This is a genomic window from Pseudomonas sp. LB3P81 (assembly GCF_054897965.1).
On the sequence record NZ_JBUBVG010000001.1, the window covers coordinates 500,255 to 525,837 of the forward strand.

At 58.3% G+C, this 25,583-nt stretch carries 16 protein-coding genes; 10 read left to right on the plus strand and 6 right to left on the minus strand.

Annotated features, from left to right (window positions below):
- Positions 1 to 91 precede the first annotated feature (91 nt).
- The 7 genes from ACYZTL_RS02335 to ACYZTL_RS02365 all read left to right on the plus strand — a co-directional run bounded on the left by ACYZTL_RS02335 (position 92) and on the right by ACYZTL_RS02365 (position 11,481).
- Positions 92 to 658, plus strand: coding sequence for an RBBP9/YdeN family alpha/beta hydrolase (locus ACYZTL_RS02335; protein WP_461950411.1), 567 nt, complete (start codon positions 92 to 94; stop codon positions 656 to 658).
- Between the two features lie 128 nt (positions 659 to 786).
- Entirely contained in the window at positions 787 to 2,799 is a 2,013-nt protein-coding gene (locus tag ACYZTL_RS02340) for a DUF1302 domain-containing protein (protein ID WP_461950412.1), read from the plus strand.
- 41 nt (positions 2,800 to 2,840) lie between these two features.
- Complete coding sequence (locus tag ACYZTL_RS02345; protein ID WP_461950413.1) at positions 2,841 to 4,199, plus strand: DUF1329 domain-containing protein; 1,359 nt, start codon at positions 2,841 to 2,843, stop codon at positions 4,197 to 4,199.
- A 150-nt stretch (positions 4,200 to 4,349) separates the two neighbouring features.
- Positions 4,350 to 5,423 (plus strand): WD40/YVTN/BNR-like repeat-containing protein, encoded by a 1,074-nt coding sequence (locus ACYZTL_RS02350; protein WP_461950414.1) that lies wholly within the window; start codon positions 4,350 to 4,352, stop codon positions 5,421 to 5,423.
- A gap of 31 nt (positions 5,424 to 5,454) precedes the next feature.
- On the plus strand, positions 5,455 to 7,989 hold the full coding sequence (locus ACYZTL_RS02355; RefSeq protein WP_461950415.1) for an efflux RND transporter permease subunit: 2,535 nt from the start codon (positions 5,455 to 5,457) through the stop codon (positions 7,987 to 7,989).
- Between the two features lie 7 nt (positions 7,990 to 7,996).
- A complete protein-coding gene (locus ACYZTL_RS02360; RefSeq protein ID WP_461950416.1) occupies positions 7,997 to 9,775 on the plus strand; it encodes an acyl-CoA dehydrogenase C-terminal domain-containing protein in 1,779 nt (592 codons plus the stop codon).
- Between the two features lie 62 nt (positions 9,776 to 9,837).
- A complete protein-coding gene (locus ACYZTL_RS02365) occupies positions 9,838 to 11,481 on the plus strand; it encodes a fatty acid--CoA ligase (protein ID WP_461950417.1) in 1,644 nt (547 codons plus the stop codon).
- 52 nt (positions 11,482 to 11,533) lie between these two features.
- Here ACYZTL_RS02365 and ACYZTL_RS02370 read toward each other — a convergent pair whose 3' ends face one another.
- Positions 11,534 to 12,421: a DUF2950 domain-containing protein gene (locus tag ACYZTL_RS02370; protein WP_461954238.1), complete on the minus strand. Its 888-nt coding sequence runs from the start codon at positions 12,419 to 12,421 to the stop codon at positions 11,534 to 11,536.
- A 26-nt stretch (positions 12,422 to 12,447) separates the two neighbouring features.
- Positions 12,448 to 13,914 carry a DUF3300 domain-containing protein gene (locus ACYZTL_RS02375; RefSeq protein WP_461950418.1) on the minus strand — a complete coding sequence of 489 codons (1,467 nt, stop codon included), beginning with the start codon at positions 13,912 to 13,914 and terminating at the stop codon, positions 12,448 to 12,450.
- Between the two features lie 237 nt (positions 13,915 to 14,151).
- On the opposite strand from ACYZTL_RS02375, the gene ACYZTL_RS02380 reads away from it, so the two are divergent.
- Positions 14,152 to 14,652 (plus strand): cupin domain-containing protein, encoded by a 501-nt coding sequence (locus ACYZTL_RS02380; protein ID WP_461950419.1) that lies wholly within the window; start codon positions 14,152 to 14,154, stop codon positions 14,650 to 14,652.
- 465 nt (positions 14,653 to 15,117) lie between these two features.
- Entirely contained in the window at positions 15,118 to 16,083 is a 966-nt protein-coding gene (locus tag ACYZTL_RS02385) for an integrase (RefSeq protein WP_461950420.1), read from the plus strand.
- A 415-nt stretch (positions 16,084 to 16,498) separates the two neighbouring features.
- On the opposite strand, the gene ACYZTL_RS02390 is transcribed toward ACYZTL_RS02385, so the two are convergent.
- From ACYZTL_RS02390 to ACYZTL_RS02400, 3 genes are all read right to left on the minus strand, one after another.
- On the minus strand, positions 16,499 to 21,085 hold the full coding sequence (locus tag ACYZTL_RS02390) for an AAA domain-containing protein (RefSeq protein ID WP_461950421.1): 4,587 nt from the start codon (positions 21,083 to 21,085) through the stop codon (positions 16,499 to 16,501).
- Positions 21,086 to 21,271: 186 nt separating this feature from the next.
- Complete coding sequence (locus ACYZTL_RS02395; protein ID WP_461950422.1) at positions 21,272 to 22,306, minus strand: hypothetical protein; 1,035 nt, start codon at positions 22,304 to 22,306, stop codon at positions 21,272 to 21,274.
- Between the two features lie 310 nt (positions 22,307 to 22,616).
- Entirely contained in the window at positions 22,617 to 23,687 is a 1,071-nt protein-coding gene (locus tag ACYZTL_RS02400) for a DNA-binding protein (RefSeq protein WP_461950423.1), read from the minus strand.
- Between the two features lie 195 nt (positions 23,688 to 23,882).
- Between ACYZTL_RS02400 and ACYZTL_RS02405 the strand changes: the two genes are divergently transcribed.
- Complete coding sequence (locus tag ACYZTL_RS02405; RefSeq protein ID WP_461950424.1) at positions 23,883 to 24,839, plus strand: tyrosine-type recombinase/integrase; 957 nt, start codon at positions 23,883 to 23,885, stop codon at positions 24,837 to 24,839.
- A gap of 451 nt (positions 24,840 to 25,290) precedes the next feature.
- On the opposite strand, the gene ACYZTL_RS02410 is transcribed toward ACYZTL_RS02405, so the two are convergent.
- Positions 25,291 to 25,578, minus strand: coding sequence for a pentapeptide repeat-containing protein (locus ACYZTL_RS02410; RefSeq protein ID WP_461954239.1), 288 nt, complete (start codon positions 25,576 to 25,578; stop codon positions 25,291 to 25,293).
- Positions 25,579 to 25,583 lie beyond the last annotated feature (5 nt).

A 25,583-nucleotide genomic window follows, 5' to 3' on the forward strand; every position in this document is an offset into this window, starting at 1 on the left:
GCGCCCGGGGTGGGCGCTCTTTAATGTCAGTCCTACAAGAAAGCGCTGACCACAGAGTCAGCCGAGCTACCGTGAAAGCGAAGGTGTTGAAGTGGACAAACTGCAAACTGCCGCAACCGTTCTGATCGTACCGGGCCTGCGCGAGCACGTTGCCGAGCATTGGCAAACGCTGCTTGAAGCCAGGCTCTGCAAGGTACGCAGTGTGCCGCCGCTGGAAACCGACAAGCTCGACTGCAGCAAGCGGGTCGAGGCGATCCAGCACGAACTTGCGCAGATCGACGGCCCGGTGATTCTGGTCGCCCACAGTGCCGGCGTGTTGATGGTCGCGCACTGGGCGGAGAAGCACCGTCGTCCGATCAAGGGCGCACTGCTGGCCGCTCCGCCGAACCTCAATGCGCAATGGCCGCAAGGCTACCCGTCCGCCGAGTCCCTGCGTACTAACGGTTGGGACCCTCTACCGACTGGCCCGCTGCCGTTTCGCAGCCTGGTGGCCGGCAGCACCAACGATCACCTCGCCAGCCTCGACGCCGTGACGCGCATGGCAGAAGGCTGGGGTAGCGAACTGCTCAATCTGGGCGAAGTAGGCCATCTCAATCCGGCAGCTGGTTATGGACATTGGCCGCAAGCCGAAGCCCTCATTCTCGAGCTGGATCGCTAGTTCAGGAGTCGGCTGGCACAAGCCAACCGGCATTTGCCCTCAAACCTGAAAAACGCAAAACCCTGGAACAAGGGGGTGCGTGAGGGCAGCTGCGCTTAAAACAAATACAAAAAGGCGGAGACAACGCAATGCACAACACTAAGCGTCACGGGTTCGCACCATCGCCTTACAGCGTGTTAGCAATGGCCATTCTGGCTGCAAGCATGCCGGTCGCCCATGCGGTAGAACTCGACACCGGCAACCCGGACTGGACCGCGCGTCTGGATAACACCGTCAAGTACAACTACGGTGTGCGCACTGAAAGCGCCGACAAGCGCATGTTGGGAACACCGAACAACAACGACGGTGACTACAACTTTCGCAAGGCCGGCACCAACATCACCAATCGTATCGACTTGTTGACCGAGATGGATGTGGTCTACCAGAACCACATGGGCTTTCGCGTCAGCGCCGCCAGTTGGTACGACAAGGCGTATGAGAACACCGGCTCCAATTCCAACCCGTTCGTCAACGGGAATGGCGCCCGTTCGGGCCTGGTCGCCAACGATCCGCGTCTTGCCGCCGTTACCGGCGACAACGTCGGCAATGGCAGCCCGCACCTGAGCAACTACGCCCAGCGTTACTACACTGGTCCGTCCGGCGAAATCCTCGATGCCTTCGTGTTCTACAGCACCGAAGTGGGCGAGGAGTCGTTGCTGAGCGTCAAGGCCGGTCAGCACAACGTCTTCTGGGGCGAGACCCTTCTCAACCCGGTGCATTCGATGAGCTACGGCCAGTCCGGCCTCGACCTGGCCAAACTGGCGGCGTCGCCCGGTACTGAAGCAAAGGAGCTGTTCGTCCCGCGTAACCAACTGTCGATGTCGTTCACCATCAATCCCGAATTGACAGTGGGCGCCCAATATTTCCTCGACTGGGATGCCGCCCGCCTGCCGGAAGCCGGCACTTACTATGGCGGTTCCGACCTGGTCGGTTTCGGTGCGCAGTCGTTCCTGCTCGGCAACACCAACGCGGTGGTTCCGGGCAGCCCTCTGGGTTGTGGCCTGGCGCCGTGCAACGGGCTGACCAACGTGCGTCGGGGCCATGACCTGACGCCGGACAAACGCGGCGACTGGGGCGTCATGGCCAAGTGGTCGCCTGCCTGGCTGGACGGCACTCTCGGCGTTTACTACCGCAACACTTCGGAAATCCTGCCGCAGGCCTGGCTGAACGCCACCGGACTGACGTCGGCCAATCCGAACGGAACCGCACCGGTAGGGCCGATAGCGCCTGTCGTCAACACCCTCAACTCGTTGAGCACCAGCACCTATCAACTGGCCTACGCCGACAACATTCAGATCTTCGGCCTGAGCCTGTCCAAGGATGTCGGCGGTGTGAGCGTGGGGTCGGACCTGAACATTCGTCACAACATGCCGCTGGCCAGTATTCCGGCGATCGTCAGCTCCACTGGACCGCGGGGCCTCGGCGCCGGCCTTGGACTGTTGCCAGCCCGCACCGCCGCGACTGGCGTGATCTATGACACCCCGGAAAAGGGCGACAGCATGGGCGCCACCGGTGACACGTTGCACTGGACGCTCAACGGTCTGATGACCCTGCCGAAAACCCCGGTTTTCGATTCGGCGACCCTGCTCGCCGAGCTGTATTACAGCAACCTGCTCAAGCTCGATAGCAAGAACGAGGCGCTCTACAAAGGCAAGGACACCTATCGCGGCATCGACGCGCCGACCCGGGACAACTGGGGCATCGCAGTCAACTTCACGCCGACCTGGTACCAGGTGTTCCCCGGCGTCGATCTCAACGCGCCGATGTCTGTCAACGTCGGCATCGACGGCGTCTCGCCGGTCTCCGGTGGCGGCGCCAAGAACACCGGCAACTATGCCGTGGGCATCGGCGCCGTTGTGTACAACAAGTACTTCGTCGATCTGAAGTACGTGGACTCTTTCGGCAAGACCGACAAGTGCAACGTCAGCGGTTCGAGCTCTGGCGCGGCCAATGCTGGCAGCGGCGACGGTTCCACACCAAACGCGTTCAGCGGTAACGAAAACTACGCGTGTTACGCCGGTGGTTACTCGGCATTTTCGGGTGGTGGAGCAACCACGGCGGACCGTGGCGCTGTTTACCTGACGATGAAAACCACCTTTTGATTCACCACTGGCTTGCTCAGCGCAAGCAGGAGAATAACAAGATGAAATTCATGCAAACCGTGTTGGCCGCATCATTGGCCATGGCCATCGCCGCTCAGGCGCAGGCCGTCGTATCGGCGGACGACGCCGCAAAACTGGGCACCAGCCTGACCCTGGTCGGTGCCGAAAAAGCCGGGAACGCTGATGGCTCGATTCCCGCTTACGCCGGCGGCCTGACCACGCCACCAGCCTCGTTCAAGGCCGGTGACAGCATGCGCCCGGACCCATTCGCCGACGAGAAACCTCTACTGGTGATCGACGGCAAGAACGTCGACCAATACAAGGGCGCGCTCACCGCGACCACAGTCGAACTGGCCAAGCGTTTCCCCAGCTTTCATGTCAACGTTTACCCGACTCACCGCACCGTCACACTGCCCAAGGCCGTGCTGGACAATGGCGTGAAAAATGCCACCGGCGCCAAGTCCCTTGAAGGCGGATTGGCCATCGACAACGTACTGCCGGGTGTACCATTTCCAATCCCGCAGTCGGGCAACGAAGCGATGTGGAACTTCCTGCTGCGTTATCAGGGCGTCAACATCAGTTCCAAGTACGACTCGTGGAACGTCGACTCCGCTGGTGTGCCAAGCCTGGCGATCACCGGTCAGGCGAACATCTCCTATCCGATCTACGAAAACCTGGCACAGCCGATCCGCAGCGACGATGTGTACTACCAGATGAAACTGTCCTACACCGGCCCCGCACGTCGGGCCGGCGAAGCGGTGATGCTCAAGGACGCCGCCAACCCGCTGCAGCAACCGCGCCGCGCCTGGCAGTACCTGCCTGGCCAACGCCGGGTCAAGCTGGCGCCGAACCTGGCCTACGACACGCCTAACCCTGGCACCGCTGGCGCGGGCACCTACGACGACGTCTTCGTGTTCAACGGTGCGCTGGACCGCTACGACTGGAAGCTGGTGGGCAAGCAGGAAATGATCATTCCCTACAACACCTACAAGCTGACCTACGCCCAGGATCCGAAGTCTCTGACCACGGCCAATCACCTGGCATCGGATTACGTGCGCTGGGAAAAGCACCGCGTCTGGGTAGTAGAGGGCAACCTCAAGGCCGGCGCCCGTCACATTTACCAGAAGCGCCGCTTCTATCTGGATGAAGACAGCTGGACCGCTGTGGCCTCCGACCAGTACGACGCCCGTGGTCAACTGTATCGTGGCTCTTTTGCCTTCCTCAGCCAGAGCTACGACAAGCAGGTCCCGGACTCCACGCCTTTCATGATCTACGACCTGGTCGGTGGCTCGTACAACATCAACGGTGTAGTAGGGCCTTATGGCGGCATCAAGTACATCGATCCGCTTTCCAAGGCGCAATGGTCAGCGGAATCCCTGGCCGGTAGCGGGATTCGCTAACCAAACCGATAAAAATCGTCCGTTCGGTCCGCTGCTGCAAGGCTGCGTGACCGCACGACGATCGGTGTATGCCGATCGTTGCGGGCACGGGGTTTGAACGTTGGGCACACGGATGTGTGTTCCGTCGCGGTTTTGCGAAGAGGACGCGGTATGTGTTCGTACAAGAATTACCTGCAGCTGGCGCTTGGCGCATTGCTTGCGATGTTGCAGAGCCTCAGCCACGCGTCCGCTTATGTCGACGTGCTGGATCTGCCGGCCAGGGCCAGCACCCTCGCGGTCAGCAGCCCGTTATCCGGGATGGCCCGCGCGGGCGAGCGCCTGATCGCCGTCGGCCAGCGTGGCCACATTCTCTATTCCGACGATACCGGCAAGCACTGGCAACAGGCTGCGGCGCCGGTCAGCGCCGATCTCAATGCCGTGACCTTTCCTTCAGCCACTGAAGGCTGGGCGGTGGGTGGCGACGGCGTGGTGTTGCACAGCAATGACGCCGGTATGACCTGGCGCAAGCAACTGGACGGTCGCGAAATCGGTGCCTTGCTGGTCAAGCATTACCAGGCGTTGGCCAGTACCGAACCCGACAACCAACAATGGCCCCTATTGGTCGCTGAAGGCGAACGCCTGGCGGAGCAGGGCGCCGACAAACCCTTGCTGGATGTCTGGTTCACCGATGACCGCGTCGGCTATGTGGTAGGGGTGTTCAACCTGATCCTGCGCACCGAGGATGGCGGCCAGAACTGGACACCGTTCCAGGATCGCACCGACAACCCGCAGGGCTTTCACCTCAACGTCATCGCTTCAACCGGCGACGCGCTGTACATCGCCGGAGAGCAGGGACTGTTGCTCAAATGGGATGACCACCAGCAACGATTCGCCGCTGTGCAAACACCCTATCAGGGCAGCTTCTTCGGTGTTCTCGGCAAGCCCGGCGAAACGCTGGTCTACGGCCTGCGCGGCAATGTGCTGCGCAGTACCGATGGCGGCCGCAGTTGGGCGGCACTGGATAGCGGCCTGCACGTCAGCATCACCGCCGGCATCATCGATGCCCAGGGCAATTACCGTTTGTTCACCCAGGGCGGGCAGATGCTGGTCAGCCAGGGCAGCGGCGCGCAAATGCGCTTCGTGCAGCAAGTCGAACCGGTACCGGTGACCGGCGTCACGCGCGCCGCCGACGGTGCACTGTTGGTGGTTGGCAGCCGTGGTGCACGGACGCTGTCCGTTGAATAAGTCCTCGAACCCTTAGAGCGAGAACCCAGACATGGGCCATACCAAACAAGAAACCATGCCGGTGATCCGCGATCTGCGGGACTTCGACCACCAATCCGGCAACGTGCTGGAACGGCTGGTGTTCAACTACCGCCCGCTGTTCATGCTGCTGATGGCGCTGGCCACCGTCGTATTGGGCTACATGGCCGCGACACGCCTGGAACTGCGCCCAAGCTTCGAAAAAATGATTCCGCAGAGTCAGCCGTACATCAAGAATTACCTGGAAAACCGCCAATCGCTGCGCGGTCTGGGCAACTCGGTGCGGGTAGTGGTGGAGAATACCCAGGGCGATATCTTCGACCCCGGTTACCTGGACGTGCTCAAGCAGGTCAACGACCGACTGTTCCTCACCGAAGGCGTCGACCGTGCGTGGATGAAGTCGTTGTGGAGTCCGGCGGTGCGCTGGACCGAAGTCACCGAGGAAGGGTTCCAGGGTGGCCCGGTGATGCCCGATACCTATCAGGGCAAGCCGGAAGAAATTGAACAGTTGCGCCAGAACATCTCCCGCGCCGGCATCGTGGGCAGCCTGGTTGCCAGCGACTTCAAGTCGAGCATGCTGATCGTGCCGTTGCTGGACAAGGCCACGGCCAGCGGCAAGCGCATCGACTACCACGCTTTTTCGCAGGTGCTCGAAGAGCAATTGCGCGACAAGATCGAATTCGCCGGTGATAGCGCCGCGCGCAAGGCCGGGGAGGAGGGCAAGGGCCAGTACAAGGTCCGGGTGATCGGTTTCGCCAAACTGATGGGAGACCTGATCGACGGCTTGATCCAGGTGATGATGTTTTTCGGCCTGGCCGTGGTCACTTCTTTGGTCATCATTTACGCCTACACCCGTTGTGTGCGCAGCACCTTGCTGGTAGTCGGCTGCTCGCTGATCGCAGTGGTCTGGCAGCTCGGCATCGTCGCCTGGCTGGGCTATGCCATCGATCCGTATTCGGTGCTGGTGCCGTTCCTGATCTTCGCCATCGGCGTGTCCCACGCGGCGCAGAAGATGAACGGGATCATGCAGGACATCGCCCGTGGCACCCACAGGCTGATCGCCGCCCGCTACACCTTTCGCCGTCTGTTCATTGCCGGTGTCACCGCACTGTTGGCCGATGCCGTCGGGTTCGCGGTGCTGATGCTGATCGACATTCCGGTGATTCGCGACCTGGCCATTACCGCCAGTATCGGCGTGGCGGTGTTGATCTTCACTTCTCTGCTGCTGATGCCGGTGGCGTTGTCTTACGTCGGCGTCGGCGCCAAGGCTGCCGAACGCGCACTGAAAATCGACTCCCGTGCAGATGTGCACAAGGGGTTCGGCAAACTGTGGGACGTGCTCGACCGTTTCACCACGGCCAAGTGGGCCACGGGCGCCGTGCTGGTCGCGGCACTGATGGGCATTGGCGGTTTCATGGTCAGCCTGCACCTGAAAATCGGCGACCTGGAAAGCGGTGCACCGGAGTTGCGTGCCGATTCGCGCTACAACCGTGACAACGCCTACATCACCAGCCATTACGCGCTGTCCAGCGACTTGTTCGCGGTGATGATCAAGACCGCCCCCGAAGGCTGCCTGAACTACAAGACGCTGATCCTCGCCGACCGCCTGGCCTGGGAACTGCAACAGTATCCAGGCGTGCAGGCGACGGCCTCGCTGGTCAATGCGGTGCGCCAGATCACGGCCGGGTCTTATGAGGGCAATCCAAAGCTCAACAGCATCCAGCGCAACCAGGACGTGCTGAACTACGCCGCGCAGCAAGCTTCGGTCAATTCCCCGGAGTTGTTCAACACCGATTGTTCGCTGATGCCGGTGATTACCTTCCTCAAGGATCACAAGGCCGAGACGCTGGATGCCGTGGTGGGCATCGCCGAGCGCTTTGCCCGTGAGAACCACAGCGACGAGCGCCAGTTTCTGCTGGCGGCCGGATCGGCGGGTATTGAGGCCGCGACCAACATTGTGGTGCGCGAAGCCAATCGCACCATGCTGTTTTACGTCTATGCGGCGGTGACGGTGTTCTGCCTGATCACGTTCCGCAGCTGGCGCGCCACCCTGGTTGCCCTGTTGCCACTGGTCCTGACCTCAATCCTCTGCGAGGCACTGATGGTCGCCATGGGCATCGGCGTGAAAGTCGCGACCCTGCCGGTGATCGCACTGGGGGTGGGGATCGGCGTCGATTACGCGTTGTACCTGCTCAGTGTGCAACTGCATTACCAGCGCCAGGGGCTGCCGTTGACTCAGGCCTACCGCAACGCCGTGTCGTTCACCGGCCGGGTAGTGGGGCTGGTCGGCATCACCCTGGCGGCGGGCGTGGTGTGCTGGGTCTGGTCGCCGATCAAGTTCCAGGCTGACATGGGCATCCTGCTGACCTTCATGTTCCTGTGGAACATGCTGGGCGCGCTGATTCTGATCCCGGCCCTTTCTTACTTCTTGCTGCGCGGGGCGTCGCTGGAGCCTCGCTCCGTTGCGCGAGCGCCGGCGGCGCAAACCGGTGAAACCGACACCTCCCAACGCCAGGGCGTGCCTCACACCCTGACCCTTTCCGAGTAAGCCAACTATGTCTGTTTACAACGCTCCTTTGCGCGACATGCGCTTTGTACTCAACGAGGTTTTCGAGGTGTCCCGGTTGTGGGCCGCATTGCCGGGCCTGGCCGAGGTGATCGATGAAGAAACTGCCGCCGCGATCCTTGAAGAGGCCGGCAAGATCAGCGCCGCGTTCATTGCTCCGCTGAACCGAAGCAGCGACGAGCAGGGGTGTACGTGGAAGGATGGCGCAGTACAGGCGCCGGATGGTTTTGCCGCGGCGTACCAGGCGTTCGCCGACGGTGGTTGGGTCGGCGTCGGCGGTGATCCGCGGTTCGGTGGGATGGGCATGCCCAAGGTCATTTCGGCGCAGGTCGAGGAAATGGTCAACGGCGCGAGCCTGTCGTTTGGCCTGTACCCGATGCTGACCGCCGGCGCGTGCCTGTCGATCAACGCCCACGCCAGCGAGGAACTCAAGGAACGCTATCTGCCGAACATGTACGCCGGCACCTGGACTGGATCGATGTGCCTGACCGAGGCACATGCCGGTACAGACCTGGGCCTGATCCGCACCCGTGCCGAGCCCCAGGCCGACGGTAGTTACAAGATCAGTGGCAGCAAGATTTTCATCACCGGCGGCGAGCACGACCTGACTGAAAATATCGTTCATCTGGTCCTGGCTCGGTTGCCGGATGCGCCGGACGGTCCTAAAGGGATTTCGCTGTTTCTGGTGCCCAAGGTGCTGGTCAACGCCGATGGCTCGCTGGGGGAGCGCAACGCGCTGTCGTGCGGTTCGATCGAGCACAAGATGGGTATCAAGGCTTCTGCCACCTGCGTGATGAACTTTGACGGCGCCACTGGCTGGATCATTGATGCGCCGAACAAAGGCCTGGCGGCGATGTTCACAATGATGAATTACGAACGCCTGGGTGTGGGTATCCAGGGCCTGGCGTTGGGTGAGCGCTCCTACCAGAACGCAGTCGCCTATGCCCGCGACCGTCTGCAAAGCCGTTCGCCGCTTGGCCCACAGCATCAGGACAAGGCTGCCGATCCGATCATCGTCCACCCGGACGTGCGGCGCATGCTGTTGACCATGAAGGCCCTGAACGAGGGCGGACGTGCATTCTCCAGCTACGTGGCGATGCAACTGGACACGGCCAAATACAGTGAAAACGCGGCAACCCGCAACCGCGCGCAGGAGCTGGTGTCGCTGCTGACGCCAGTGGCCAAGGCGTTTCTCACCGACATGGGGCTGGAAACCACGGTGCATGGCCAGCAGGTGTTTGGAGGTCACGGCTACATTCGTGAGTGGGGTCAGGAGCAACTGGTGCGTGATGTGCGAATCACGCAGATCTACGAAGGCACCAACGGCATCCAGTCACTGGACCTGGCCGGACGCAAGATTGTCGGCAGCGGCGGGGCGCTCTACCGGTTGTTCGCCGCCGAAATGCGCCACTTCACCGCCAACGCCAGCGCTGATCTTGCTGAGTTCACCAAACCGCTGAACGCCGCCCTGCACACCCTCGACGAATTGACCGCATGGCTGCTGGACCGCAGCGCGAACAACCCGCAGGAAATCGGTGCAGCCTCGGTCGAGTACCTGCAGGTGTTCGGCTACACCGCGTACGCCTACATGTGGGCACTCATGGCCAGGGCCGCCCTGGGCAAGCAGGCCGAGGATGACTTCTACGCCAGCAAACTGGGCACCGCACGTTTCTTCTTCGCTCGCCTATTGCCACGTATCCATTCGTTGAGTGCGTCGGCCCGGGCCGGCAGCGAGTGCCTGTTTCAGCTGGATGCGACGCAGTTCTGACCGCTCGATTCAACGATTCGCGCTACTGAGCCACTGTTATTTGAGGACCAGGAACAACAACCATGATGGCGACAAAAATAATTCCGCCCGCCGATGGCGCCTATGCCTATCCCTTGCTGATCAAGCGCTTGTTGCTGTCCGGCGTGCGCTACGAACCGGGCAGGGAAATCGTGTATGCCGACAAGCTGCGCTACAGCTACCAGACCCTCAACCAGCGCATCCGCAAACTGGCCAACGCCTTGACCGCTGCCGGCGTCAAGGCCGGGGATACCGTGGCACTGCTGGACTGGGACAGCCATCGCTACCTGGAGTGCTTTTTTGCCGTGCCGATGATCGGCGCGGTGTTGCACACCGTGAACATTCGTCTGTCGCCGGATCAGGTGCTCTACACCATGAACCATGCCGAGGACGACCTGGTCCTGGTGCATGACGATTTCCTGCCGCTGCTGGAACAGATTCAAGAGCAACTCACAACCGTCAAAGGCTACCTGCAACTCACCGACGACACGGCAACCGCAACAGCGCTGCCGATGGTGGGGGAATATGAGCAGCTGCTGTCGCAGGCGTCGGACCAGTATGAGTTTCCCGACTTCGATGAAAACTCGGTGGCGACCCTGTTCTACACCACGGGCACCACCGGCGCTCCGAAAGGGGTGTATTTCACCCACCGCCAATTGGTCCTGCACACCTTGAACGCCGCAGGCACGCTTGGCGTGTATCAGGGGCTGCCGCTGCTGCGCTCCGATGACGTCTACATGCCGATCACCCCGATGTTTCATGTGCATGCCTGGGGTGTGCCCTATGTCGCCACGTTGATGGGGCTGAAACAGGTATACCCGGGCCGATACGAGCCCAACAGCCTGGTCAGGCTTTACCGAGAGGAGAAAGTCAGCTTTTCTCACTGCGTGCCGACCATTTTGCAAATGATCCTGAACTGCGAAGAAGCGCAGCAGACTCGTTTTGATGGCTGGAAAATGCTCCTGGGCGGCAGCGCGCTGACCTTGGGCATTGCCAGCGACGCGAGTGCCAAAGGCATTCAAGTGCACAGCGGCTACGGCATGTCGGAAACCTGTCCGTTGCTGTGCCTCACGTACCTTCGTGATGACGACCTCGAAAAATCCGTGCAGGACCAATTGGCGACTCGGATCAAGACCGGAACACCCGTGCCGATGGTCGACCTGAAAATTATCGACGCTAGCGGCAACGACGTTGCCCATGACGGTGAATCCCTGGGTGAGGTCGTGGTGCGCGCACCCTGGCTGACGCAAGGCTACTTAAAGGAACCCGAAAAGGGCGCAGAACTGTGGCAGGACGGTTGGCTGCACACCGGCGACATCGCTTCAATCGACCCACTGGGCGGCGTGGAAATCAAGGATCGAATCAAGGACGTGATCAAGACAGGCGGGGAGTGGATCAGCTCCCTGGAGCTGGAGAGCCTGATCAGCGAACACACGGCGGTCCGATCGGTCGCGGTCGTGGGCATCGCCGATGAGCAGTGGGGTGAACGGCCCATGGCGCTGGTGGTGTGCGAGCCGGGCCACTACGTCGATCGCAAAATCCTGGAAGCGCACCTGCAAGCGTTTGTCGAGCGTGGGCGAATCAACAAATGGGCAATCCCCAAGCAGTTCAAATTCGTCGCCGAGATCCCCAAGACCAGCGTCGGCAAAATCAACAAGAAGCTCATCCGGGAAGACGCATTGAGCTGAAGGGCGCGGGCGGGCCTCGCCGACAATCACCGGTGAGGCCCAGATAAAACGGTTACTCGGGATCTGCTGTCACCACCTTCCAACTGTCATCTGGATCAAAGCGCTTCAGCGACTGCGCCAGTTTGGCTCCATCGGGCCCCAAGTCTTTCTCAAACACCTGTCCTTCATGACTGATCATGAAGCTCATCACTCCGGTGTCATTGTATTTTGCCGGCCAGGCGATCAGTGCAAAGCCACGGCTCATCTTGTCACCGATAAAATAGCTGAAGGCGCCGCCAGGTGCCGAAGGACCTTGGCCCTCAAGGATGCGAAAGTGGTAGCCATGCCAGTCTTCGCCGGCAATGGTTTTACCGAACAAAGGACCCAACGGGCTGATCTGGCCGCTATCGTCGTCCGCCCAATAGAGCCCGTCGTGCTTTCCGGGCGTGCTGAAGATTTTCTGCGCATACTCGAGGGCCCCGTCACCGTCACGATCCACTGACGCATAGTCCATCTGGGCGTCGTGATAGGTCTTCACCGATTGCACCGCGGCGAGTTCGTTGCTGCCAATTCGTCTGGCACGTATTTCCGCGTTACCGGCCTTGATATCGAAGCGCCAGCCGTTTTCGACTTTGATCAGGGGTATAGGCAATGTCCAGTGGTCATTGCCAACCGAAAGGACCGCCTTGCGATCTCCGGTTTTTTCAATGTGATGCTGCTCGCGGTATTGCTTCAGAAACGCGTCCACATCGCTGCGCTGCACACCTTCGCGCGGGATGTAACTGTGCCATTCAGCACCCAGCAACTCTGTCAGGCGTGCCTGATCGGCGTGTTCCGTGCCCAGTGCCTCGACGAACGCTTCAGCGGCTTTTTCGGGTGTTGGAAATGATTGCTGTGCCATCACCATGCACGACCATGCCACGCCAGCGGCTATCGCCAATACATGAGGGACCGGGCCCATGAGTGACTTCACTCGAGGAATGTTTTTCAACGACGGCCCCCCCTTGAACGTGCTGGTGGACTCGACGGCCGACTGATCTGATGACCGGCAGATCGCGAGGCACTGGGGCGCTGAGCTGATACCTGGCTGGTCCGTCCACGATTGGCTTGAACGTTGGACTGGGACGGCGAGCGCGCGCCAGCGAATGCATTGTTGCGGGCTCTGCCCGTATTGGCGGACGCCCGTCCTTGTGCACCTTGGCGCGCCTGCGAGAAGTCCTTCCCGCGCTGATTTGCCTGAGCGGTCTCTCTGCGGGGCTGCTGATTTTCCCGAGTGTTTCTGGCGGTGCCTTGGCTTCTGTCAGACGATCCCGGTCTCTGCGCACCTCCTTGCATCCGATTGCCCGCCGAAGTTCCGGACTGCGCTGCGCGCGCTCGATCACGGGCTTCGCGATTACTGGTGGCAGGTCTTTCGATACCATGCCTGTCCATGGAACTACGGGCAGTTTCACGAGCCTGGGCTCGCTGAGCATTATCCCCTCGATAGGCGTCACGGCGATTGGCACCGTCCAGTTGTCGGCCGAATTGTTCGCGGCTCCGATTGTCTCGATAGGGAACGCCATCGCGATGAGCGGCGTTGTGCTGCCACTTGTTATTGGTGATTTGGTTGTTGCGATTGATAGTGTTGTAGCGGTCGACGTCAATGTCGATGTCGTTATTGCCCCAGTCGCAATCACCCCACAACGAGCCGATGATCGCCACACCGGTACCAAACGCCAGTCCAGCCAGCAATGCCTGACCGGGGTAATAGGCTGGCGGCGGCGGATAGTAAACGGGCGGCGACGCTGGGTAGGCCCAGGTGCCGTAGGCTGTTGTCGGGTTGTAAGTGGGTACGTACACCACCTGCGGATCGGAGGGTTGAATGATGATGGTGGAGGTGCTGGCAGGGGGAGGGGCAGGGGCCTCGGTTGTGGGCGCGGGGGCCGGTGCCGCTTGAACCGTCACGTTCTGATATTGGTTGCTCTGCAGATTGCCTGCCGCTTGCGCCTGATGACGCAAGCGTTGCACTCCCTCCATGACATCGTCGGGTTGCGCCAGGAAAGCATCGCCCAGACGCTGTACCCAAACGGGATCCTGTCCCAGCGTTGCCAGGACCTGCGGGAAGGCGACCAGCGCCTGCACGCTCGGATCCCAGGGCTGGCTCGCCACTTGTTTGACCGCATCATCGCCCTTGGCGTCGGGGTGAGCTTTGGACCAGGTGACCGCCTCGGCGATTTCGCCGGGGTACGTGGTTGCCATCAGTACCTGTGCGAGCAGTGGATCCGGGTAGAGCGCGATGGGAGCGAGCATCTGATCCAGCTGCTCCTGAGTAAATACGGCATCTTTGGCCGCCGCCGTGACGGGCGCTGTATCGGCAGCATTTGCGGCCGCATCCAATGGTTGCGCCAGGGTCAGGCAAGAAAATCCACTAAGAAACAGTACAGCTGATACTGCGTAAAATAATGGAATGCGCATCGTGCCCCCATGTGGTCAGGTAGGCTTGAAATGAGTGGATCAATGTGAGGAAGTGAAAGCAGGCCACCTCGGTGACTCTCAATAATGGTAGCAAAGCTTTATTTGTTGCCATGAATTCAGTGCAGCGAACTTCCGAGTGGTCAGCACCGGTGACAAGTCCGCGCATAATCAGTTGCCAACTCGACTAAAGGGCTATTTAGTATAGCTAATTGCCATCATTGGATCTGGAGCAAAAAAGTGCAGCTGAAAAGCGAAGCCTTAGTGTCCGCGCTTAACCTGGAACCGCATATTGAAGGTGGTTACTATCGAAGAACGTTTCAGGCTGATCAGCAGCCTCTGGTCGAGACGGCTGATGGTCCGCGTTATTTGATGACGTCCATTTATTACCTGTTGACCAACGAGTCTCCGATCGGCCAATTCCACCTGAACCAATCGGACATCATGCATTACTACCATCTGGGCGACGCCATTCAGTACAGCCTGATTTTCCCGAACGGCGAATTGAAAACTGTCGTGATGGGCAGCAATGTCATGGCCGGAGAATTATTGCAGCTACATGTACCGGGCGGCGTCTGGAAAGCTTCGCGGCTCTTGAGTGGATCAGCAGGATTGGGTTTGATCAGTGAAGCGGTATCGCCAGGGTTTGATTTCGCGGATATGCAGATGGGCGACAGGCAAAAACTGTGCGAGGCGTTTCCTGAGCATTCGGCGTTGATTGAGCAGCTGACACGAGCATGAGGGCTGAGGGGGAAATCAGCTGCGCCAGATCTGCGTGCAACCAGGCTAGCCTCGAAACATCTTGTTACGTGTAATGTATATTATGTTAAACGAGGTGCTATGTTAGATATGTTCATGATGTTGTCCAATATCACTAACCTCCGGTGACATTTGCACAAAACCCCGTTTCCCGAAAATTCAGCATCTTGAACACACATCCTCATCCTCTCTACCATGAAGCTCTGTCACTAATCTCCGGTTTGCCCGTGTTACCTCCGAAGACTGGCCGTACGGCAATCGCTCTGCTACACGTATAGGACTAACAAACGATTCTAGCTTGCCGGTTCCCCTATGACGCGGCCGTTCATCCCATTCCCGATCTTCCCGCCGTACGACCATTGGCGACCTAACCGAGTAAAACGGTTCCCAGCCAACGCTCACGTCTCAGCCCGCCTAAGTGAAGTCAACGACTCGTGCCTGCCGTTCATGAGCACCTGGTACGCCGACCGGTTCATCAATTGGATTGCACATAATTGGAATCCCCAGTCGCCGCACCTGCAGTACTACAAATGCATCAATGGCTTGGAAAAGATGCTCAACTGGAGCTTCGCCAACAATCTCTGCTTGCTTGATTGGACGCCCGCCGACTTCAAAAACTATGCAGGTTTTATCCAAACTCCGGACAGTGCCTGGGCCAGCGCTAGCAGCCAGCCCCGATTCCTTATAAACCCGGGTATGGACTTCTGGGATTGCCCTATAAATCCGCATTGGAAGTTATTCCAAGCGGCCCGTGCCGCCGATTCGAGCGGAACTATCGACGAGAACGTCTGGAAGCGCGAGATCAGGTGCGCCACCCAATTCATGGACTTCTACCTCAAGGACGTGTCTGCCACTCGGCCAAACGTCGCTGCTGCGAAATTGGACTCGCTGACTTTCAAGCCGCCGCAAGTAAGAGGCGTAATTTCGGACGTCGTGATGAAATGGATTCTTGAAACGCTCCCGAGCCTGCTTAGCACTCATAAATCTCACGTGATTGAAATGTATCTAACCATCGCCAGATACACAGCCAGACCGATGTGGCAGGTGCTGGGTACCGCCTCAAGCCCCGGGCGTGTCAATCAGTTCATGCGCAATTCGCACGGCACATGGCTAGAAAGCCATCCTAAAAATGCTGCCGCAGTCCCGTTGCCCCCTGCTTTTGCCCGGGTATTCGATCGATACCTGATTTATCTGAATATTGACTCAAGCCAGCCTTTGCCGGCATCAAGCCTGTTTCCCTGGGAAAATTCGCTCGGCGCCTATGATCACAAAGGGCTCTGGCGCATCACCTGCTCGATCAGGGAGAGCCTTGCGGATACGGCCACCGCCTCAGATAACCCAGATATTGCCCAAGCAGCGGGTGAAATTCGGCGTCTGACAACCGCCTTGGTTTCGAACCGGACAGCCGCTTAAAGCCAACCTGTTTTCCCAAGGCTAAGTCAGCCTATGGGTAGGCATTTCAGCCGTTTTGGCTGTGGCTCTACGAGTTAGACTGTCGTGAATTGAGCCGTCCGCGGAGCAGCCGTCTCGACCATGTGGGCGTGCATCCTCACGCCTGCGCACTACGCTTGCCTGAGCACTCCTGAGTGGTTGCAGTCACCAGATGGGGTTAATGACAATGCCGGCTTTGGACACGGGGCCCCTGCCCCAGCTTCTGCTACTTCAACAGTCCCCGACGACTTCCTCCTTGCTCAGCAAGTTGAATGACTCAGACCCCAAACAACTTGCAATAACGTCCTGCAGTTTAGGATACGGAATCTATACCTCTTGGAGTTCCAAGCTTGGCACTGCCGCACACAACCGATCGCGCGCGCGGTGAGTCAACTCTTCAGATCGCTAGGACTTGCTGCTCCTCACCGGCAGTCGGTGATGCTGCCAACTCGCCGATGTCCTCGTCATCTTCATCCATGGATGTGCTAACCGCGGATGACCATTCCCGTAGCTCTACTACCGCCGGGAGCTTTTCCAAGGCATTAGTCGGTTCGATCCCAAGCTCAGCTAGGCGCTGCAGAAGTTCTCCGAAGATTTCCTCCTTATGCATGCTCCAGGACGAAGCAAAGCACCGCCAGAACGTCCAGCCTGCACGCTCGAGGATACGTTGGCGATTCATGTCTGCCTCCCAGCGATCGGGGCCATGGAAAGCGTCACCATCACACTCGATGGCCAGACGATTATCGTTTGCGCCTTCTACGACCATGTCGAGCCTGAATGCCCCACTCTTCACCTGCGGGATGACTCGGTATCCTCGCTCAACCAATCTGCTGAATACCTGCTGCTCGAATCCAGACTCGCACAGCTTGATGAGACCATCCTGATCGACCTCCTGCTCAGTTAGCGGTTTGCTGAAGTACTCGAGGAGTGTACGACGAACGTCTTTCTGGGAGAGGTGATCAAGAGTGACTGAGCGAATCAGGTACATCCTGTCACGCGCACGGCTAGCGGCTACGTTGAACCGCTGTTCAGCAGCATTGCCTGAAAGCGGATGGCAGTTCTCCGGATCTGCGACCATGGAAATGAAGATGATGTCGCGCTCGCTTCCCTGGAAGGTGCTGGCGTCACCACACGCAAATTCGCGAGCGTGGAGCTCCACGGCCGGGCATCGTTCACGTACTAGCGAATCGATGAATTTGGCTTGTTCCATGCCCCCTAGCAGCGTCACCACACCAATCGAGCGACCCGCATACTTGTCGTCCTTGATAAGTGCCTGGATTTCTTCAACGATGGCTTCGGCCTCAAGCTTGTTGCAGCCCTTCTTGTTCCTCACTCCGTCTTTGACGTAGATGTCCACCAGCGGTGGATCGAGGCGCTCGGATGGTCGAGGGATTCGAAGGGGCTGGATCGCACCGCCGTAGAACTGGTTGGAATAGGAAATGATGGGAGGGACGCAGCGGAAATGCTCACGCAGCATAACCATGTGGCCAGCGAATACGCGCGATGCCAAATCGTAAAGAGATTTATCCGGCGTCATGTCGGCGCCATAGGGCTGGTCATTCAGGAACCGGTTACGAAGCTCGCCGATCCTCTTGCCGGATTTGAAACCGCCATCGGGAGAAACCTGCTTGTCATCCCCTACTACCAGTACCTTTTTGGCCCTGACGATAGCCGGCAAAGCCCATAAGTCTGACTGGCTCGCCTCATCCACAATCACCAGGTCGAAGGCGCCGATTTCCGCCGGCATGGACTCAGAAATCTTGGCATGACTCATGATCCAGCATGGCACAGCGCCGGCAGCATCCTGCATGCACTGTTGAGCATCGCGGCGATAACGCTCCGCGTTCGGCCCTGTCCCCTGCCCTATCTTGCGTATTGCTGTCGAGTAGCCGGCTAACGCTTGCAGTACCAGGGGGCTGGCATTGGCCTTAGTGGACAGCCAAGCCGCACGGCTCACCACTTCCCGATACATACGCGCCAGGCCAGCCTCGAGTTTTACCCGCTTGCCGTTTAGCTCGACGAGTTCATGACGCGCTTCGATGCTCTGCAGGTGAGAGCGTATCTGCGCATGCTGCCACGCCTCCTTCCAACTACTTGGGAAAGCCGGGTCTTCAGCACCGTTCTCAACGGGGACAGTCAACAACCTATCGGAGAGCTTTTCCGCTCCAGCTGTCATCACCCGATGCGCGCCCTCCCTGACATGATTCAGGAGGACACCGAGTTCTCTGATCCGCTGCAATTCTGTCAGCAGGTCTACATACTGGGATACGATCCGATGCGTATCCTGATCCGGGCTGCCCAGGCACTCCAGAACGAATGCACGAAGCCGGCAGGCGATAGGGCTCTCGCCCGCGACTTTGGCCTGCAGAATCGCGAGCGAGGCGCCCGCCATACTGAGATCTAATCGCGCAAGGTTTTGAGTGAGATGATCCCGCAGGCCACGAATCTCGGCGATTGTCAGCCGATGCATGTTATCCGGCGCATCTGCGAAGACCTCCTCGCAAAGCGGCTGTACCTTGTCGACGTACCGTGAGGTGAGCTCGAGAGCCGCCTGAACTGTACTAACGGTCAGCTCCAGTTGCCGCAGATGGGCCATTCCCGCTTGAAGTCGCGGGATCCCCAGGGTCTCGGCCAGCGGGTTCCAACGCGCAGTGAAGGATCGCACCTCCGCGTAAAGCTTCAGGTAGTCCTGGACGGTCTTCCAGTGCTCGGCAGACTTCGGAGCTGAGCCATTGATGCGGACATGGCTGATGTGTGTCTTGGCTTGGGATGCTCCGAAGCTCATCAGCCCAAACGGCTTTCCTGTTTCGGTAGCTCTATCCACTGCCTCAGACGTTTTTTCGCAATCCAAGGCTTCCTCTGGGAATTCGACAAAGTTTTCCAGCATGACCTTGCGCCGTTGCATCAACGCCTGCGCGGCTGGAAGCATGCCTACAAGGACTGAAATCTCACTGTCGTAACGTCCACCTGCCGCCTTGAGTCGCAGCTCCAGCGACCAAGGAATTTCGCAGTCCCCGCCGTCGTGCAACACCACAAGCTTTTCTTCGCACTGATCTAGTGCTAGATCCAGCTTCCTGGCGGCAGCGACAACGGCTTCACTGTCGGATATCAGGGGTATGAGATCACCCTGACCCAGGGCATATTCGAGCGACTTTAGCTGGCAGAGTGAGCCATGAAGCTTGCCGATATCCGCCGCTGCCGGTAATTGCTCCACCTCAGGCAGACTGGAGTTGACGTAGACAAGGTCATGTCCGAGGTCGCGACGGGCCTGTCTTAAGCTTCTACCGAACTCATCGTCGAAAGGCAGCGAGTGTTCGAGAGACAACGAAAGTTCGTCGTCAAACCAGGCGTATTGGTCGCCGCCCTTCATCAGAAGCTCAGCAAGCTCTTCCGCACGATACTTGGCATCGCCTACCTGGATATCGGAAAGCTGATTCAGGGCAATCTCATTGACGCGGCGATCAAGCCTCACCAGCTCGGTATGAGCAAGATCAATGGACTGGTGCAGGCGATCAATCTCTCCTCGAGCAAGTGATGGATTGATTTGCGAAACTTGGTGTTGGATAGCCTCAATCGAGCCTTGGAATTGCCGGATCCCCTCGCGGTCACTGGTCAGCAGCGCAACCGTCAGTGGCCGAACCTCAGCCGGTATTTTCGACTGGAGCACCTTCAGGGCCTGCTCGCCACGTGAGGTGACAAGCACACGTTTGCCAGTCGCCAGGTAGTGGCAGATGATGTTGGCGATCGTATGGGTTTTGCCGGTACCGGGAGGGCCCTGAACCGCCACGCCTGGTGCGTGCTCCAGACGTTGAACGATAGTGACCTGCTCGTCGTTGTATGGGAGGGGGAAATACAGTTCCTTGGGCTCAGCCCTCGATCCATCCATGCTTCGGCTAGACAGCCCCCGGAAGTTGACGTGCTGGTAATCGATTGCAATCGTCGATGCCGGGGTCACCAACGCAAGCGGGCCGGCAGGCAGTTCGAGACAGTCTTTAAGTTTCTCCCGGATCTTGCGAAGGTCGTTGATCAACCAGTTGCTGGGTTTGGGGCGCGCAAACACGACCCATGCATCGCTTACCTGCAGTGTGTCACCTGGTTCCGGTAAGCCCTGGGCGCTGTCTCCCATCACTTCCAGATATTTGCCTTTGCTGTCGAGGCTTCTGGCCGAGAGCTTGAGCACATCAGCAAAGGTCGATGGCAAGAATGGGTTCAAAGGGGAGTCGGAATGTCTGCCCAGGTGATCGCGAATAGCTCTTTCGCACTCGCTGGCACCAGGGATATTGGCGTTAATCAGCGCATCGAACTCAATCATCGGCTCTGTGGCACGCGGGCGGACTTCGACCGCCATGCTCTCCTCGTTCAAAGAGATGTCGAGCGCCTGGGTCAACAAAGGATAATTGAATCCCTGCTGCGCATCGTTGATTGTTAGCGTCCAAGCGCTGACGCCGATGCCCCATACCAACTCCCGGGCAGATTTTCCCGTCTCCATCTGCTGCATCAATGCAAACATGTCGCCATAGAGACTGATGGTCTTGCGGCGGGGCTTCTCAAGCTCAGCCCATTCGTGCCACTGGATAAGGTATGTCGTAAGCGCAGCCGAAGCTTGCGTGCGCACCTCTGATTCTACTGCGCCGATATCGCCTTCCGGATCTTTGTCCTGCTGCTCGCGGATAAGCTGGAGGAGTGCCTGCTCGGAGAGCACTGGGGGCTTGGCAGGATTGTCACTGACTTTGATGAGGGAGCTGTAGCCGCCATCAACTGGTGCTGGAGCACGTGATTCTTCGAGCCGCTCGATCTGCAGCCAGACATTGTCGCCTGTGAATTGGAGATCAAAGTGCAACCCAGGGAGACCTAAAAGGCCCGCCGGTGGATACACGTCATTAACAGAGCTCGCTAGCTGAAAACGCGACGGATCAAGCTCCTTGAGGCTTTCCTCTGCATACTCAAATAGCCGACTGAGGAGCTCGTTAGGCGTCCGTTGCATGTTGATACTCCGTAATAATTCAGGGGCGCGATTACATCGGTAAATATGGCGCCAAGGATGACATATTGCCTCTACACGTGGTCTCGAAATTAATCTCTTCCGACGAGTGTCCAGACTCACTGGGCAAGTTCAGATAGAACCGCAGGTACCAGTCATCCGTAGATTAGGCGTAGAGGCATGGACGTACTATCTATAGGTGTGTAAACCGCTCGATCCGTCTTGGACAGAATCAAATGTCCAATCGGCCAGCCCTTCACAGCCACGGGCAAGGTAGTCAGACGGTACGCCTACTTTTGGATCAGCCCCCACTGCCAATGCTGCAAGCCCTGCACTCTGGGCCGACGGGTTCAATCCATCCCACCAAGATATACGGACAGCATGATTCTCACACGTCAGTGAAATTCGCAGTAGCATATCTTCAAGCCTTGTACCGCAACGGAAGCCTTCTTGTAGCGACTGACGCACCAGCTGACAGGTCTGGTCGCTTGACTCGTGCCAGGCGAGAACATACGCCCACCCTTGATCAGAGGGGGCCGTAAAAAATGTCATTAAATCGAGCGCTTCAGCCTCTGGCCCCAAATCCTGGATCTTGCGCCCAAGAAAATCATAATCTGGGAAAAGCAGGCCTGTGGCTTGTATCGAGCAAGGAGAGCTTGACCAAAAGACAATGAATCGGAATTCAGCAAAATTCCTCTGGGCGAGTGCCGCATCGTAGATGACTTTGTGCCAGTGGAGATGCTGAAAACCAAAAGCCTGACCTTGAGCGGCATCCTTTAGTAATTGGCGGTTGGCTTCAGGCAAATCTGGGTGGTCGATCATAGTTGCCAGGGCGCGTGCGGCATTCTCTTTGACAAAGTACTCACGACAAACGCTGCGGTAGGCGTAGAGGGCAACCTGTTCATGATCGAATGTCAGTGGCCTATCATCGATAGGCGCGAACAGCCTGTTGTCGTGGTGCTTGCACATGCCACGGAAGGTAGAAACCTTATTGATCCCCGCTTTCTTCAGCTGAGGCTTGCCCCCGCTAGCTCTCAACGAGGTGAGATCTGCGGAGAGTCGGTAAACGTGACCCTGTTCCTCGATCAGGCTGAGCTGGCCGCCCTTCTGGATGGAATGCGCAGAGATGATGGCGTCGCAGCGGGCCCCATTTTCGTGATGGAGGCATCGCCCCCTGTTGCGCTGCTGGGCCATTGCTGCCTGATGCGCCTTAGTAAAGGACATGACGGTCTCTATGTATTGGTGCCTGCTCAGAGGATGCATTCCGCCACTATAGGTCGCTAGATGCCCTAGGCACCTTTCAAGCCGATGAGAGTGGCATGTTCTCTCAGGCTCTTACGGCCTTTCTATCTGCCGATGGGGTGGGCGGCCATTGATACCTGACGCCGGTGGCATCCAGCTTCATAAGCAGAGTAAGGGAGCCGAATGGCTCAACCCTTTCTATGAGCATTTGGGATAGACGCTGATGAGCGAACTTCCAACCTGAGGTGCCTGCATTATGGCTACGTGGATTTCCTGTGATCTGATCCATGTTTCAACTCCTCGGTCGTTTCGAAGGCTTGGCGTGCCCGGCATTTTGCTGATCCTCTATCCCTGAGGAGGCATCGCTACTCTCCTTCAGGCCAGGCTCGTCAATCCCAGGCTGCCGCAGTTGCTCATTCTCTTTCTGTACAGCCGCCAGCAGTACCGCGGTTTCTTGCTCACGCAGCTCGGCTACAACTGCGGTCTGGTGGAGTACCTTGACCTCTTCGCGCAGCGCAGAGATCTGCTCCGTGAGGTGCTCAGTCACTCCAGCTGACTTGGCCTCACCCTGACGTAGTGCCTGAATTTGAGTGTTGAGAGACTGAGCTAAGGCCTCCTGAGTGTGCAGAGCTTTGGTTTGCTGCCTGGCTTCACCCAGCAGGCGTTCATTGTCACGATTCAGTCGCGTCAACTCGTCCTGTTTCACAGCGATGGTCTCCCGCAGCTTCCGCTGCTCAACCTGCATCTCATGCAGTTGAGACTCGTGCCTGCGTTGATCCTGATCCCGCTGTTCCTTCACCGCTTCCCGATAGTGCTCGAGCGCCCCACGGGCCTGAACGTGCTTCTCCTCCAGCGATTGGATGTGCTTGTCCTTTTCAGCAACCAAAGACTCAAGGTTGGTACAGCGGTTATTGAGGCCTGCGTTGCGGGTCAGCTCCGCCTGAAGCGAGGACTGGCTGGTCACAAGTTCAGCGCTCTGCGTCTCTATTGCGGCCTGTTGGGTGGCCGAATTACGTTGAGCGGTAGCCAGCTCCGATCTGAGCTCGATGATCTGATTTTCCAGCGCGGCCCGCTGCACGTTAAAAGCTGCGGTCGCCTGGGCGATTACATCCTGGCCCTCCTCCATAAGCTGATCCAGCAGCGTTTGCACCATGCCGTTGAGCATGTCGCCCATACGTTCCCGTGATGCCACGGGCCCTGGACTGGAGGGCTCAAGCTCTTTCAGATACCGAGAAATCGTTGTCTTGGAGCCCGTATTTCCGAGTTCTACGCGCACTGCATCGATGCTGGGGTTGACTCCCCTGGCCAGTAGCGCCTGACGTGCTTCTTGCACAACAGCTTTATTGATTCCGCCTCGAGCCATGGGGTCTCCTACGATTTCGTACTGTGTTACATGGCATGTAGATACATAACATATTAGATGGATTTTACCCCGTTTGATCTTGATATTCCAGAAGCACATAATAGTACTTTATGGCTTCTTGAGCCGCCGTGATACCCACGAAACCGCCCAATGGCGTATGCGGGCAGGAGCGCTCCGATTTTGAAGGCAAAAACGATGGAAAAGGCAGACCGGTACCTCAGCGCCGGCACCCGGGAGAACACCAGAAAAAGCTACCGGGCGGCGATCGAGCACTTCGAGGTGACTTGGGGCGGGTACCTGCCCACGACCGGCGTGGGTGTCGTTCGCTACCTGGCTGAGTATGCCGACAAGCTCTCCATCAACACTCTGAAGCAGCGTCTGGCAGCCCTTGCGCAATGGCACATCACTCAGGGCTTCCCTGATCCGACCAAGACGCCTGACGTTCGCCAGATGATCAAAGGCATCAGGGTCGTGCACCCTGCACGGGTTAAACAGGCCGCCCCACTACTGCTGAAGCACCTGGAGCAAGCGGTCACATGGCTCGAAGGGGAAGCTGCAGCTGCGATTGAGCGGGGAGATTACAAATCGCTGGTGCGTCACCGTCGCTCAGTGGCGATTATCTTGATTGGGTTCTGGCGTGGCTTTCGGGGAGACGAGTTGGCTAGGCTGACTGTGGAGAACACGCAAGCCATCAGCGGTGAAGGGATTACTTTTTTTCTGCCTTATACCAAGGGTGACCGCCAGCATGAAGGCGCTACGTTCCAGACGCCGGCGCTCACCATGCTCTGCCCCGTGGAGGCCTACATCAACTGGATAACAGTTGCCGGAATCGCAAGGGGCCCGGTGTTCCAGCGGATTGATCGCTGGGGCACTCTTTCAGGCAAAGCCATGCAGCCGCATAGCCTGATCCCCGTGCTGCGCCGCATTTTCAAAGAGGCAGGATTGCCGGCGGAGTTGTATAGCAGTCACTCGATGCGGCGCGGATTCGCAACCTGGGCCTCTGCGAACGGTTGGGACATTAAGGGCTTGATGAATTATGTGGGCTGGAAGGACATGAAGTCGGCGTTGCGCTACGTCGATTCAAGCGTATCGTTCGGTGGGTTGTCAGCACCTGCAGCGAGGAGGCTAGCAGAGAACCCTCAGCTAGGATGATCACTCGGTTCAATTGTGTTTCGTGTAGAAAAAAGCCATGACGAATACCGGCTCGTCATTCTGATTTCCTGATCCTGTAAAGCAATTAATGCGCTCCTCACCCTCAGGCGTCAGTAATGCAGACACCCCGCTAAGGCCAGCCTGCCCGCGAAGCAAATATCAACTTCAGGCTACAACTTATCCGTCTTGGGCTTAAGCGAAGGCGGTCACGCTCAACAGGTGCCACCCCATGATCCGTCAGCAAAACATAAGCATGACTCCCACGGCCGCGATTTAGGCAATCCAGAAGCCGGCCTTCCGTGAGCTGAGGATTTGAGCACGCCTTCGTGTGAACCAGCACCCGGCCTAAAAACGGGTGCTTGGCTTTGTGGCCATGCCCACCAACGCCGATGTATTCCGCATGAGTTTTACATTGCTCTATCGCGGGTAGATCTATCTGGCGCAGGAGAATCTAGATCATCGAGACACGCTGTCGTGTTGAATACCGATCGGCTGGCTTCGAAGAAAGAAATTTCCCATGAGAACCCCCGAAACCACATTCGTTGACGTTGGCCCCACGCAGGTCTGCCCCTTCAAGTTTGCACGAGAAGAAGTCTGAGCTACGCAGATAGGAACGACGCATATCGGCGCCGGCGAGATTTGCACGCGCAAAGTTACCTTCGTACACGTGTATCCCTGGCCAAGTTGCGTACAAATCGTCCATGTGCATGAATCGGCAACGCTCCAGGTTAGCCCCCATGAAAT